The organism is Chitinophaga sp. ARDCPP14, from assembly GCF_051362515.1.
Classification (GTDB): Bacteria; Bacteroidota; Bacteroidia; order Chitinophagales; family Chitinophagaceae; genus Chitinophaga.
On the sequence record NZ_JBKIXB010000008.1, the window covers coordinates 307,715 to 322,382 of the forward strand.

Annotated in this window: 11 protein-coding genes; 9 read left to right on the forward strand and 2 right to left on the reverse strand. The window is 46.2% G+C overall.

What is annotated here, in order from left to right; all coding sequences use genetic code 11:
* From ACLHR0_RS22440 to ACLHR0_RS22455, 4 genes are all read left to right on the forward strand, one after another.
* The gene (locus tag ACLHR0_RS22440; RefSeq protein ID WP_436489664.1) at positions 1 to 1,398 is read left to right on the forward strand and encodes a RagB/SusD family nutrient uptake outer membrane protein; all 1,398 of its coding nucleotides are present in this window, start codon (positions 1 to 3) and stop codon (positions 1,396 to 1,398) included.
* A gap of 99 nt (positions 1,399 to 1,497) precedes the next feature.
* A complete protein-coding gene (locus ACLHR0_RS22445; protein ID WP_436489666.1) occupies positions 1,498 to 2,460 on the forward strand; it encodes a ring-cleaving dioxygenase in 963 nt (320 codons plus the stop codon).
* Between the two features lie 2 nt (positions 2,461 to 2,462).
* Positions 2,463 to 3,077, forward strand: a complete 615-nt coding sequence (locus tag ACLHR0_RS22450) for an alpha/beta hydrolase (RefSeq protein ID WP_436489668.1) — start codon at positions 2,463 to 2,465, stop codon at positions 3,075 to 3,077.
* A 104-nt stretch (positions 3,078 to 3,181) separates the two neighbouring features.
* A complete protein-coding gene (locus ACLHR0_RS22455) occupies positions 3,182 to 3,658 on the forward strand; it encodes a hypothetical protein (protein WP_429065139.1) in 477 nt (158 codons plus the stop codon).
* A 144-nt stretch (positions 3,659 to 3,802) separates the two neighbouring features.
* Here ACLHR0_RS22455 and ACLHR0_RS22460 read toward each other — a convergent pair whose 3' ends face one another.
* Complete coding sequence (locus tag ACLHR0_RS22460) at positions 3,803 to 5,293, reverse strand: hypothetical protein (protein ID WP_436489670.1); 1,491 nt, start codon at positions 5,291 to 5,293, stop codon at positions 3,803 to 3,805.
* Positions 5,294 to 5,436: 143 nt separating this feature from the next.
* On the opposite strand from ACLHR0_RS22460, the gene ACLHR0_RS22465 reads away from it, so the two are divergent.
* Both ACLHR0_RS22465 and ACLHR0_RS22470 read left to right on the forward strand, forming a co-directional pair.
* A complete protein-coding gene (locus tag ACLHR0_RS22465) occupies positions 5,437 to 5,817 on the forward strand; it encodes a helix-turn-helix domain-containing protein (protein WP_429047065.1) in 381 nt (126 codons plus the stop codon).
* A gap of 71 nt (positions 5,818 to 5,888) precedes the next feature.
* Positions 5,889 to 6,644 (forward strand): SDR family oxidoreductase, encoded by a 756-nt coding sequence (locus ACLHR0_RS22470; RefSeq protein WP_436489672.1) that lies wholly within the window; start codon positions 5,889 to 5,891, stop codon positions 6,642 to 6,644.
* A 5-nt stretch (positions 6,645 to 6,649) separates the two neighbouring features.
* Here the strand turns inward: ACLHR0_RS22470 and ACLHR0_RS22475 are convergent, their stop codons facing one another.
* Positions 6,650 to 7,489, reverse strand: a complete 840-nt coding sequence (locus ACLHR0_RS22475) for an AraC family transcriptional regulator (protein WP_436489674.1) — start codon at positions 7,487 to 7,489, stop codon at positions 6,650 to 6,652.
* Between the two features lie 137 nt (positions 7,490 to 7,626).
* Between ACLHR0_RS22475 and xylA the strand changes: the two genes are divergently transcribed.
* The 3 genes from xylA to ACLHR0_RS22490 all read left to right on the forward strand — a co-directional run bounded on the left by xylA (position 7,627) and on the right by ACLHR0_RS22490 (position 14,664).
* The gene (gene xylA, locus ACLHR0_RS22480; RefSeq protein WP_370912973.1) at positions 7,627 to 8,955 is read left to right on the forward strand and encodes a xylose isomerase; all 1,329 of its coding nucleotides are present in this window, start codon (positions 7,627 to 7,629) and stop codon (positions 8,953 to 8,955) included.
* 178 nt (positions 8,956 to 9,133) lie between these two features.
* Complete coding sequence (locus tag ACLHR0_RS22485; RefSeq protein WP_436489676.1) at positions 9,134 to 11,110, forward strand: family 43 glycosylhydrolase; 1,977 nt, start codon at positions 9,134 to 9,136, stop codon at positions 11,108 to 11,110.
* Positions 11,111 to 11,526: 416 nt separating this feature from the next.
* Positions 11,527 to 14,664, forward strand: a complete 3,138-nt coding sequence (locus ACLHR0_RS22490; RefSeq protein ID WP_436489678.1) for a SusC/RagA family TonB-linked outer membrane protein — start codon at positions 11,527 to 11,529, stop codon at positions 14,662 to 14,664.
* Positions 14,665 to 14,668: the final 4 nt, after the last annotated feature.

A 14,668-nucleotide genomic window follows, 5' to 3' on the forward strand; every position in this document is an offset into this window, starting at 1 on the left:
ATGAAAAATTATATAAAATATATTCTTTTGATAGTGTGTGTGCTTACGGCTACCGCTTGTCAGAAATATGTAGACATCAAAAAAAGTGGGTCGCAGTCTTTTATTGAAACAACAAAAGATTGCCAGCTGATACTGGATAATTATGATCTGTTCAACATCAATTACCCGATAGACGGGGAGATTGCCGCTGATGATTATTATCTGGATGATAACCGTTATAATTCAGATGCGATTACACTGGAAGATAAAGCGCTGTATACCTGGCAGCCTAATGCTATTCGTGCCGCGTCAACTCAGTGGGTGGCATCTTACAATAAGATCTATCATTGTAACCTGGTGCTGGAAGCCCTGGAAAAAATTAAGGACACAGACCAGCCGGCAGTGATCAATAACCTGCAGGGCAGCGCCTTATTTCTGCGTGCCTATGCTTTATGGCCTTTGGCACAAGTGTATATCAAACCTTATGGCGCCGCTACCATGCAGGAACCAGGCCTTCCTATCCATAAGCGTTCAGATATCAACGATGTTCCCGGCAGGGGCACCGTAAAAGAAACTTATGATGCGATCGTTGATGATCTTACCCGGGCGGCGGGTTTACTGAACAATACTTCCAGCATATCTTCCCGGCCAAACAAAGCAGCAGCACTGGCCATGCTCGCCCGCGTTTATTTGTCGATGGAAGATTATCCCAATGCCTTATCCGCTGCCGATGCAGCGCTGAAGCTCAAAAGCGGCCTGCTTGATTATAACACACTCGAGTTGGGCAGTTATAATCCTTTTCCGCGTTTCAATAAAGAAGTAATATTCCATTCAGTTATTGACTATCAAAACAGTGTATTGGAAGTAGGTTTTGGCGATGAAAACAAAGCGCTGATCGATCCCGTGATTATCAGCGCGTATCAGAACGATGATCTTCGTAAACAATTGTTGGTGAAGGAGAACCTGGATGTGCCGGTACCTTCAGGTACGTATCGCTTTGTCGGTAACTATGAAGGAGCAGTGGGTTCATCCGCTTTGTTTAATGGTCTTGCGGTAAATGAATTGTACCTGGTACGGGCAGAATGTTACGCACGCGCAGGGCAAACCGCTAATGCGGTGAACGATATGAATACCTTACTCGCCACCCGTTGGTCAACGGGAACTTATCCCGGCTTTACTGTAAGCAACGCAACTGATGCGCTTCAAAAGATCCTTTTGGAACGGCGTAAGGAATTGCTGATGAGGGGACTCCGGTGGACGGATCTGCGGAGGCTTAATAAAGACACCCGTTTTGCAAAGAACCTTTCCCGTACCGTAAATGGAACGGTATACAGTCTGCCTGCCAATGATGCCCGTTATACGTTGCTCATACCGCAGGAAGTGATCACCAATTCCAAACTTGCACAAAACATCCGTTAGCCAATGCTTCACGTGAATTCATAAATTTACGATATATAGTATTTTTTTGAAAAAGGGTTTTGTGATAAAGTGCTGATTTAAAGGGAAATATGCAGTGGTATGCTTCTTGACTACCAGTACATCATTATGAACAACAGTATTTTAGGATTGCACCATATCACCGCTATTGCGGGAAGTGCGCAGGGAAATTTAGATTTTTATACCAAAGCTTTGGGTTTAAGGTTAGTGAAGAAAACAGTCAACTTCGACGATCCCGGAACTTATCATCTTTACTATGGTGATGAAAGCGGATCTGCCGGAACGATCCTTACATTTTTTCCTTGGGAAGGAATTGGACAGGGACGTGAAGGTGTTGGAATGGCTACTGAAATTGGGTATGCGGTTCCTGCCGGGAGCCTGGAGTTTTGGTTAGACAGGTTTGCAAAGAAGCAGGTGAAGACCAGCGAAATTGCGGAGCGTTTTGGTGAGCAGTTTCTTTCTTTCCGTGATCCGGACGGATTGTCGCTCAGCCTCATTGTTCCAAAAGCGGAAGATAACAGGGTACCCTGGGAAACGGACGAGATTAAGAAAGATACTGCTACCAGGGGTTTTCACAGTACCACGCTTACCTTACGGAAAATGGAGGAAACCGCGAAAGTACTGACCGATATCCTGGGTTATCGTTTTCTTTCTCAGGAGGGTAACCGGTACCGCTTCATTACAGACACCGTAAACACAGCAGCAATCATAGATCTACTGGAAGTTCCGGATGGCCAGAGAGGGATAAATGCTGCAGGAACGAACCATCATGTGGCTTTCCGTGTAAAAGATGAGCAGGTGCAAATGGAGCTCCGGGAAAAAGTATTAAGCAGGAACTTACAGATTACCCCAAAAATTGACAGGGACTATTTCTTCTCGCTGTACTTCCGGGAGCCGGGCGGCGTCCTTTTTGAAATCGCTACAGAGAACCCGGGTTTTACAGTTGATGAACCTTTGAATGAACTGGGTACCCACCTGATGTTGCCTCATCAACATGCGCATCTGAGAGGAGATTTAGAGAAAGTGCTTCCAAAATTAGTATAGTTATGCAGGAAATATTGACAGCAGGAAAGCGCCTTGATGTGGCAGAGAAGGCACTGATCATGGTACATGGCCGCGGCGGATCGGCGGAGGATATTTTATCGTTGGCGGCGGAGCTGAATACTGTGGCATTTGCACTTATTGCTCCCCAGGCGAAAGGTAATAGCTGGTACCCGCAATCTTTTTTGGCGCCAAGGGAAGGAAATGAACCGTTTCTTTCTGATTCCCTGAAGGTATTGGGAGATATAGTGGAAGATCTTGAAGAAAAAGGTTTCTCAAAATCGCAGATCTTCCTGTTGGGATTTTCACAAGGTGCATGTCTGACACTGGAATTTGCGGCATCCAATGCAGCAAGGTTTGGTGGCATCGTGGCTTTTACCGGCGGGGTTATTGGTGACCATGTTGACCACCGTAATTATAATGGTGATTTTGATGGTACACCCATTTTTATTGGAAGCAGTGATCCGGATTTTCATGTACCGGTGAGCCGGGTGAAGGAAAGTACCACCTTATTGGAAGCAATAGGAGCGAAGGTAACCGAAATCATCTACCCTAATATGGGACATACCATCAGCCGCCAGGAAATAGCAGCGGTAAATAAATTGATCTTTCACGATTAACGTAATTACAAAAAGGATTTTCTAAATTTATGAACCAGGGCCATTGAACCAAAATTCAGGAATAGACGTTTAATCATTTTATTTACCCTTTAGATCCTTTTCCTATGAGTATTTTAGGTATTGTACACACCATTATCGCCATCGTTGCTTTATTATTTGCTGTAGCTGCCTTGCTGAAAGAAGGTATCATCAACCCTTTCTCCAATACGGGCAAGATATATAGCATACTGACGGTGATCGCCTCGGTCACTTCCTTTGGGCTTTCCAAAGCGGGTGGCTTTAATCCCGGGCACGGTATCGGGATACTAATACTTATTTTACTCGGAGTGGCCTATTTGCTGGGGCGCAAAGCGTCCGGCAAAAGAAGTTTGTTGCTGATACAGGTGCTTTGCATGACGCTTACCCTGTTCCTTTCCCTGATACCGGCGATAAACGAAACCTTACTACGTGTGCCGGTGGGGCACCCGCTGTCCGATGGACCTACTTCTTCAATTGTGCAGAACTGCATTAAGGTGTTGCTGGGATTACTGGTGGTGGGACTGGTACTGCAGTTTTTTAAAGTGAAGCAGCCAGTGAAGTAAACCATAGCGTCATAAAGCAGTTTCTATAGAGCCGCCAAAAAGATCATAAAATCTTAAAGCCTTACAGTATTAACTGTAAGGCTTTAAGATTTTACCAGCCATATTGGATCAGCAAGCGGCCGTCAGGGTCTATGCTGCGATGTCCTAATACGTTTTATACATCACCTTACACCCTGTTACCCCGCTCAAATGAGCATGTTCTATGGTGTAAGTATAAGTTCCATGCTGGCGGGTTTCTTTTATAATTTCTCCGGCCTGTTTTTGCTGGTAGCTTTCAAATAAACGGCTATAAGCAGCGCTTCGTTCGTCGTAATCAGTAATAGTTAAGGGCAACTGCCAACCGGTATTAGAATAGCGCCGTTTAAACAACATGCGGTCCTTTTCCTTGTTGAAGCAGGAGTAATATACATTTCCATCTTTTTCTTCCAGTGTAAATTCAAGGCCGGTATTTAACTTTTTCTTCTGGTAACTTTCCGGTGAAAGATGGTATTCTTCAATCAGGAAGAACGTTTTATTAAGCATTTTATAAACCCTTAACCAGTTGGGACTATATGCAATGATTGTATCCATATGGTAATCCAGCGACACATTGCCTGCTTTAACGGGAATGGTTTGCTGGTATGTTATGGCATGCTGCCTTGTATCAAACCCGAAATTTGCCTGATTGTTATCGGTGATAGGAACAGTTGAATATGCTTCCGCATCGAAAGGAATATAGCGCTCCCAATCCCTTTCTGCGGAAGGTTGTTGTCTTTTTAATAAAACAGCCGTTAATTGTCCGGCTGTATTAAACTGGTATTCCAATGAACGTTGTTTTTCATTATCCGGGCTTATGAAAATTGATTGTGCGTTGGCGTAATCCAGGAATTGAAGGGGAAGGTAATGATCTTCAAAAATATGGTGAAGTATAAATTCGTTCATCTGGCTGGGTACACCAGGGGCAATGGGATTGGTTTTAGCAGGATGTATATACCGTTCTATTTTAAGTGAATCGATCTGGAAGCGGTCATATTCATATGAATTGAGCGCTGTTGGCCGGTTCTGTTGATCCGGCATCTCTATCATTACATCGGAAGTTGCCGTTGTTTGCGTTTGCCAGAAACGAATAGTATACTGTTTCTTATCATTTCCTTCCGAAGGATTGATAAAACAAAAAACAAACCTTCCCTCCGGATAGGGCGACGGCGGAGTGGATGATAATGCGGTATTCCGCTTCTCCAGGTAAGCATATCTTTTTTGCAGGAATGTTTTGTTGCCAGGACCTTTTGCCAGTGCGGCGCTGTCGGTCAACTGATAGCGGGAGGTAGCACTGCTCAATACCACTTTTGCCGTTGGGAAAGAATAAGTTTGGAATAACAACGCGGTAACACGTCCGTAATAATACACCAGGAGGATCTTATCACCTTTTGCATTATTGGTTACTACCGTGTCTTCGTTGTAATCATTATTGTCCAGGAGGTGTGCGTTTTTAAATCCTTTTTTTGCCAGGTATTGTTTAACGTTCTCGCCGGCATTGAAAGTACTTTCCAGGTCTTTTATGGAAAGCGTTTGTGTGGGGGCCGTTTGGGTTTTCTGTGCAAAGCTCTGGGAAAACAAAGAAAGGATGCCGAATAAAATAATCAGGTGTTTTTTCATAGTTGTTAAAAGAAAGTATTGACCTAAGCTAACTTAATAGTTAGGATTGCCCAAAAAAAATTTGATATACTTCCCGGAAAAGTTCACCATGTTGCAGGTATGGATTTATAATCTTTAGATAGTAAATTTGTAAAAAAGTAATAATGGCTGATATTGGTACCAAACGGATAAAACGGAGTGAGGAAATAACCAGTCAATACTTCACGCTGTTGGATAAGCACCTCGATGACCTGGTGAAGGGGAGAGCGACGGAAATGATGGAGCTGAATGAAATCGCGGCTGAGTTATGCGTTTCACATAAGCACCTGACCGATACCATCAGGCAAACAATGGGGGCTCATCCCTGCCACTTCTACGATCAGAAAATTATTGAAAAAGCCAAACAACTGCTGCAGGAAACCAACGCGTCTATTGCGCATATCGCCATCACCCTGACCTACGACCCATCTAATTTTTCAAAATTCTTCAAAAAGTATGTAAAGTTAACACCTGATCAGTGGCGGAAAAATAACCTGCCGGATTGAAAGTTCCGAAAAGTTCACCATGATAAACCTGCCGGACCTGCAGATCTTTGCCATAATTAAAAACAACTCATATGGCAAGAAACGATTTAAATGGAAAAGTGGTTTTAATCGCAGGCGGAGCGAAGAACCTGGGCGGACTATTAAGCCGTAATTTTGCAGAAAAGGGCGCCAAACTGGCCATTCACTACAACAGCGAAAACACGAAGGCTGACGCAGAAAAGACACTGGCGGATGTACAATCCCTGGGAGCGGAGGCATTCCTGTTCCAGGCAGACCTCACTGATGTAAATAACATTGTTAAATTCTTTGATGAAGCCATTGATAAATTTGGCGGAATAGACATCGCCATCAATACTGTTGGTAAGGTATTGAAGAAACCTTATATAGATACTACCGAAGCGGAATACGACAGCATGTCCGACATCAACTCCAAAGTAGCCTATTTCTTTATCCAGGAAGCGGGTAAAAAATTGAATGCCAATGGTAAGATATGTACCATCGTTACCTCTCTGCTGGCCGCATTTACAGGATACTATTCCACTTATGCCGGGATGAAAGCCCCAGTGGAGGACTTCACCCGTGCCGGATCAAAAGAGTTTGGCAGCCGTGGTATTTCAGTAACGGCGGTGGCACCCGGGCCAATGGATACCCCGTTTTTCTACGGTCAGGAAAGCGCGGAGGCCGTAGCGTATCATAAATCAGCTTCCGCATTAGGTGGACTTACCGATATCAAAGATATCGCTCCCCTGGTGGAGTTCCTGGTTACGGATGGCTGGTGGATTACGGGGCAAACCATTTTTGCGAATGGTGGCTATACGACACGATAATTTTATCAATACAAATATGTTCTCCGGTATTCGCTGGGCGTTTGTTCTTTAACTTCTTTAAACTGTTTACTGAAATGCGCCCAGCTTTTATAACCACTTTCATAACAAATATCCAGTATCGGCTGCGTAGTGGATGTCAGCAGCTTACAGGCATGGCTGATCCGTAAATCCCTCAGGAAATCGAAATACGTTTTTTTGATATTTTTCTTAAAGAAGCGGCAAAAGTTAGGCACGCTCATGTTGGCAATAGCCGCCACTTCTTCCAGGGTCACTTTTTCGAGATAGTGTTTAAAAGAGAAATCAATAATTTTCTCAATAACCGGGTTGAGCACATTGCCGGTGTCGGTGAAATCTTCTGTCAGTATTTTATATTGGGTGGAATGACCTATCTGATGCAGGCATTGCAGTAAAAGCATCAGCTTATCAAACCCTTTTTCGTGGTGTATCTGCTGCATGCTTTCCGATACGTCCTTTTTCAGGGCGTGTTCCAATTGTATGCCGTTGTTCTTTTGCAGCAACGATTGGATCGTTTTCATTTCTGCCATTTGCAGCAACCCTTCTCCCCAGCAATCCCTGGTGAAATGTATAACCAGGGCGGCCCCCCTCATTTTAGGATGACTTTTCCTGAACCAATGCGGAAGATTACCCGCCATGAAAAATACATCGTTCACCGTGTAGTCGCTTACATAGTCGCCGATCATGGCGGTGCCATGTCCTTTTAATATCAGGATCAATTCGTATTCAGGATGCTTGTGCCAGTTGGTTTCAAACTGCGGCGTTTCATAAATACGGCAGGCAAAACTCTGGCTGGAGTCATTGGTGATTTTTTGAAGAATCGTTTTCATGCAGGCTTAAGATAACCCATCTTATCATATAAATGACTGAATTTATCAAATTATTGATAAGATAGCATATTTTCTTTCAAAAATAACGGTTGATAACCTTTTAAATTCAGGCAATATTTGCGTATTAAAACACGGATATGAAAATAATTACAGGAAAGAAAGAATTTTTTAGCGGCATTACTGCCGTGCAATATGAAGGACCACGTACAGATAATCCTTTAGCTTACCGCTGGTATGATGAAAACAAAGTCGTAGCCGGCAAATCCATGAAAGAGTGGTTACGCTTTGCAGTCGCGTACTGGCATTCCTTTAACGGAACCGGCGCCGATCCCTTTGGCGAAGCAACACATATTTTTGAATGGGATAAAAATGCCGACCCCATTGAGCGCGCAAAAGATAAGGCCGATGCCGCTTTTGAACTGATCACCAAACTCAATCTGCCTTATTATTGCTTCCATGATGTAGATGTGGTTGATTACACCAACAACATCGCAGATAATGAAAAGCGCCTGCAAACGCTCACGCAGTACCTGAAGCAGAAGCAGGAGGAAAGCGGCGTTAAGTTGTTGTGGGGTACCGCCAACCTGTTCAGTCATCGCCGCTATATGAACGGCGCCGCTACCAATCCCGATTTCCACGTGCTCAGCCACGCCGCCGCCCAGGTAAAAGCTGCGCTCGATGCTACCATTGCACTCGGAGGAGAGAACTATGTTTTCTGGGGCGGCCGTGAAGGCTATATGAGCCTCTTAAACACAGACATGAAGCGGGAAAAGGAACACCTGGCCAGGTTCCTGCAGGCGTCAAGAGATTATGCACGCAAAAATGGCTTTACAGGTACCTTCTTTATTGAGCCTAAACCATGCGAACCTACCAAGCACCAATATGATTATGATGCAGAAACGGTGATCGGTTTCCTCCGTCAGTACGACCTGCTGAATGACTTCAAGCTCAATCTCGAAGTAAACCACGCAACACTGGCAGGCCATACTTTCCAACATGAACTGCAGGTAGCCATAGACGCCGGTTTACTCGGAAGCATGGATGCCAACAGGGGCGACTACCAGAATGGCTGGGATACAGATCAGTTCCCGACCAACCTCAACGAACTTACCGAGGCCATGCTGATTATCCTCGAAGGCGGCGGCTTTAAAGGCGGCGGCATTAACTTCGATGCAAAGATCCGGAGAAACTCTACCGATCCCGCCGACATTTTCTATGCGCATATTGGTGGCGTCGACAGCTTCGCCCGCGCACTGATCACTGCCGATGCCATCCTGGAGAAAAGTGACTACCGGAAAATACGCCAGGATCGTTACGCCTCTTTCAATGTTGATACAGCCAAAGCTTTTGAATCAGGACAGGCGGGCCTGGAAGAACTGCGCGCCTTTGCAATTGCCCAGGGAGAACCAGCAGTGAAGAGCGGCAGACAAGAGTACCTGGAAAATGTTATCAATAATTATCTGTAGAACGTTTTTATAAAACACCTTCCTGACTCCGCCGGTATTACCCGGCGGAGTTTTTTTTGCCTGCAAATGAGTAACAAACAACCGGTCAAAACATTTTTACCCTTCATTTCAACATTTGTACCTGCCGGTTGGAGGAGCGCGGAATTATCTTACCACTACAAAAAACCACGTTTGTCAAATGTTACTAAAATCTATTGTTCTTGTCTTTTTATTTTTTAGCCTGACGATACAAAACGGGCTTGCCCGGCAAGGCGGTCCTGGCAGGAAGCCGCCCGCTGAAACAGATTCCACACGTTTTTATTCGGAGGTAAATACCTATGTCAACCCTGTTTTACCGGGAGATCATCCCGACCCAACCCTGCTGAAAGTTGGCGCCGACTTCTATCACTGTGGCTCCTCTTTTCATTTCAATCCCTACCTGCCCATCTACCACTCCACAGACCTGGTGCATTGGAAAGTGATCAGCCGTGTATTGCCGCCGGTACATGCCGGTATGGTGGCAGATCGTCCCAGCGCTGGTGTATGGCAGGGCGCCATCACTTATTTTTATGGCTCATACTGGATCTATTTTTCTTCAGGCGGACAATGGTTTTCCAAAGCATCGTCGCCCGAAGGCCCGTGGACTGCCCCCGTGCGGGTGAAGGAGAACCGGGAAACAGGGCCGCTGGGATATGATAACTCCATTTTTGTAGATGATGATGGAAAGCCATACATGGTAATTAAAAACGGTCAGAAGGTAAACCGGCTGCAAGCGCTGGGGCAGGATGGCCAGCTTACAGATTCGGTGATCAACCTCGACTGGATCAATGCGAACCTGCAATACAGCTGGGCGGAAGGTCCTGTGATGTGTAAGCGTAACGGGTATTATTATTACTTCCCGGCCGGCGATGTATCCGGCGGACAGTACGTTTTGCGGGCAACGGCCCTCACGGCTGATTCCACCAGGTGGGAGCGGTTAGGGGATTTTTTCAAACCAAGTCCCGACCCGGACAATACTTTTCCCCGTCCTAATCATATTTCAGCGCCCGTTCAACTGGCGGATGGTACCTGGTGGACGATCGGGCAGAGTTACCAGAAAAGAGGTAACGACGACTGGTCAGGTATGGGCAGGCAAACTTCTTTGTACCAGGTATTATGGGAGGGCGACCGCCCCTGGGGCGCCCCACCGGTAAGCGGACCAGTAGTAAAGCCTGCACTGGATAACAATAACACACCCTGGCGCAGCGTGCATACCGATCATTTTAATACCGACAGCCTGGGCCTTTGGTGGCATTTTTTAACCAGGCCTGCTGCTGCGCACTACTCACTGGCGCACCGGAAAGGTTGGATCCGTTTATCTCCCGACAGCGGCAGAACGCACCTGCTGCAAAAGGAAACCGACCATTTCTATTCGGCAGTCACCCGGGTGGACATTGGCGCGGGCGAGCCGGCAGCACATGGTGGCATCTACCTCACCAATGGCAACCAAAGTGTGTTTGCCCGTCTTTATTATTCCAACGGACGCATTGTATTTCAATTGGATTCCGCGTTGAGGGAGCTACCCTATAATAAAGGACGCCAGGTTTGGCTTAAACTGGAAAGATTGGAACATCAGCTGACCGGCTTTTTCAGCTCCGATGGTAAAAGCTGGACACCCGTTGGCGGCGCTGTCAGTGCAGTGCCTTTGGATAAAGTTCAACCTAATTATAACAGTTGGGTAGGCACCAGCATTGGTTTGTTTGCGGAGGGCGGTCCGGTTGATTTCGACTTTTTTGTTTGTAAAGATGGATTTTCTGCCCTGCCAGCTGCAGGAAGCAGCAATCACTATGGAACCTATAAAGTAAAACGGGGAGATGATTGGGTAGTCACTAACGCTTCCGCACACGGTGGCTGGCTGATGATATCAGGAGTGGACTTCGGCGCCGCCGGAGATGCCAAAGCGATTGAAGTCACAGCTGATGCAACTAAAAGTGGTGAACTGAAGGTATGGATAGATGACCTGAAGAACGGCCGGCAAATTGCCGGCGTCCCCATCAAACCCGGTAAACTTTCCGGGCATGCTCCTTTGCTGAATAAGGATATTTCCGGTCAGCACGACCTCTTTATTTGGTTTCCCGCAGGCGCCTCACAGGAAATATTTATTAAAAGTATCCGGCTGCTAAAAACAGGAAAATAAACATCCCGTTTTTTTGTAGCGAACTGATTTCGCAGCTCCTGACAGGGCCATCTGCGCTTTATTTAGACATTATTTCCATCCTTTTGGAGATTCGTGCCATTCATATATACATGGCTATTGTAGATTCGTCTGTTGCTTTTCCTTTCAGCTCCACCTGATAGGCTTACGCATTACCGTTATGAAAAATTGTCAATTTAACACTAAATGATTACTTATGAAATTTGAATGTCCCCCGGGGTACCACGTCCCGATATAATCATTTTCAGTTCCATCACTTAATGGGTAGCATCCGATAATTACTTTAGGGGTTCTGCTTTTTATCGCATCTCATTGTTCCCGCCGGGTGTGCCGGCGTGATAGTCATGTACTGGCTGTCAGAACCCCTCATTGCCCTAACATTAAATATTTTGAATTCCATGTTTAAAATGATTCTTTCGCAAAAGTCGTGGAAATGGCTTGTCGTGACAGCAGTAATGCTGTCAGGTACGCTCACCTGTGCTTCCTTACAGGCCCAGGATACACGGGTAGTACAGGGAGTAGTGCTGGATGAGAAAAAGACGCCTGTTCCCGGTACCACCATACAGATAAAAGAAACGAAGATTAGTACCAGCACAGATAATGATGGTAAATTTCTCATCCGCGTTCCTGCCGACAAACACATTCTTATTTTCAGTTTTATAGGAAAGGCGCCGCAGGAAGTAAACGTCCGTAACCAGTCGACCATCGCCGTTACCCTGAAAGACAATGTTTTTGGTCTTGAAGATGTAGTGATAGTAGGTTATGGGCGGCAGAAAAAGGAAAGCGTTGTTGCCGCCGTTTCCCAAACTACCGGTAAAACATTGGAAAGGGCCGGAGGCGTGTCAAATATCGGCGCTGCCCTCACCGGCAATGTACCGGGTCTTATCACTGCCCAAAGTACCGGCTTGCCCGGTGAGGAAGATCCTCAACTGATCATCCGCGGTCTTAGTACCTGGAATAACAGTAACCCGTTAATATTAGTAGATGGTGTGGAACGGCCCATGTCCAGTGTCGATATCGGCTCCGTAGAAACGGTGACGGTTTTAAAAGACGCTTCGGCAACGGCGGTATTTGGTTCACGGGGCGCCAATGGCGTTATCCTCATCACCACAAAAAGAGGAAAGCTCGGCAAAGCTTCTATCCGGGCTACGGTGAACAATGTCGTGAAAGCGCCATCCAAACTGCCCGGAAAGGCAGATTCGTACGACGCTTTGCGTACTGTTAACGAAGCCATAGAATATGAGCTGGCATTAAAACCTGAAAGCTGGAATAACTATTACCCACAGGCAATTCTGGATAAATACCGGAATCCCGCCAACCTGGAAGAAGCCGAACGTTATCCTAATGTGGACTGGGCAAAAACCTTATTCAAGGATTATGCTACGTCGCAAAATGCTAATCTCAATATCAGCGGCGGTACCCGTTTCGTAAAATATTTCACCAGCGCAGATTTTCTGCATGAAGGCGATCTCTTTAGAATATACGATAACAAACGCGGATACAAACCCGGTTTTGGTTTTACAAGATTAAATGTCCGGTCCAACCTGGATTTTCAATTAACGCCCTCTACACTCTTCAAGGTAAATCTCTCCGGATCATATGGTGTGCGGAAAAGTCCCTGGGGATTTTCGGGTAATCAGTATGGTTCCTGGATCGACGCTTACACTACCGCGCCGGATGTATTCCTGCCGGTATATGCGGATGGTTCCTGGGGCTACTATGCGCCAAATGAGGGACGGGCGGAGAATTCCGCCAGAAGCCTGGCAGTGGGCGGTATTCAATACCAGACCACTACACGCATCACCACCGACTTTACCGTAGAACAGAACCTGGATATGCTCGTGGACGGACTGAAACTCAACGCCACCATTTCAATGGATAATACCTTCCTTGAAAGCGACAGGGGAGTGAATGACCTTTACCACGATGTACAACGCAAATGGATTGATCCTGCAACGGGAAATGTATTTTATAAGAGTGCTTTTGACGGCGTCACCAATTTCGATTTCCAGGAAGGCATCAAGTGGACACCGGCAGCAGGTGCGGTTTCGGATAATCAACGGCGACTGTTTTACCAGTTGCAGTTAAATTATGCAAAAACGATTGCGGACGATCACCAGGTAACTGCCATGGGATTGCTGAACCGCAATGTTACCGCCAACGGCAGTATGATACCCTCGTACCGCGAAGATTGGGTATTCCGTGCCACTTACACGTATAAAAACAAATACACCCTCGAATACAATGGCGCCTATAATGGCTCGGAGAAGTTTGCACCTGATTACCGGTTTGCCTTCTTCTCGTCAGGCGGTGTAAACTGGATTTTATCCAATGAGCACTTCATGGAAAATATAAAATTCCTGGACCTGCTGAAATTCCGTGCCTCTTATGGACAAACGGGTTTTGACAACGTAGCAGGCCGTTTTCTATACATGACAGAATGGGCATATGGTGGACGCTCGCGGCTGGGAACTACAGGCGAAGGTGCGGAGCAAAGTCCGTTTAACTGGTACCGTGAATCTACCGTTGGAAATCCGAATGTGCAATGGGAGCAGGCGGAGAAAATGAATGTTGGTGCCGACTTTGAATTATTCAAAGGTTTCGTAAAAGGTAAAGTGGATTTCTTCGAAGATAAACGTTCCAAAATATTGCTTGCCAACAGGTCGTCAGTGCCGTCTTATTACGGCACCACTCCCCCGGTAGCAAATCTTGGCCGCGTAACATCGCGGGGTTATGAGGTGGAGTTACATTTCAGTTATCCTGTCACAAAACAGCTGCGGGTGTGGTCAGACCTGAACATGACTCATACCAAAAATAAGGTGATTGAAGCCGACAATCCTGAGCTGCTGCCGGCTTACCAGAAATCGGAGGGCATGCAGATCGGGCAGGCTTACTCTTATGTGAGCCAGGGTTACTACAACACATGGGATGAACTTTATGGCAGCACCATGCATAATACCAACGACAATCAGAAGCTGCCAGGCAACTATTACATCGTGGATTATAATGGCGACGGCGTAATCGACGCGAGCGATAACATTCCCTATGGTCATAGCGGATGGCCTACCAATACTTACAACGCCACGTTTGGCGTGGACTGGAAAGGGCTCAGTGCTTTTGTACAATTCTATGGGGTGAATAACGTAACCCGCCAGGTGGTATTCAACAGTTTAGGTTCCCAGGGCCACACGGTTTATAACGAAGGCAGTTATTGGTCGAAGGACAATACCAACGGAGATGTGCCCATGCCACGCTGGCTATCCACACCAGCAGGCTATTACCGCGGTACCCAATATATGTACGACGGTTCCTACCTGCGCTTAAAGAACGCTGAAATTGCCTACACACTCGATAAAGGATTTATAAAACGGATAGGTCTTGAATCGCTGAGAATATATCTCAACGGCAATAACCTGGCCGCCTGGAGCAAGATGCCGGACGATCGGGAATCAAATTTTGCAGGTACCGGCTGGGCATCCCAGGGAGCTTATCCTACAGTGAAGCGTTACAATCTCGGCGCCAATTTTACTTTCTAAACAT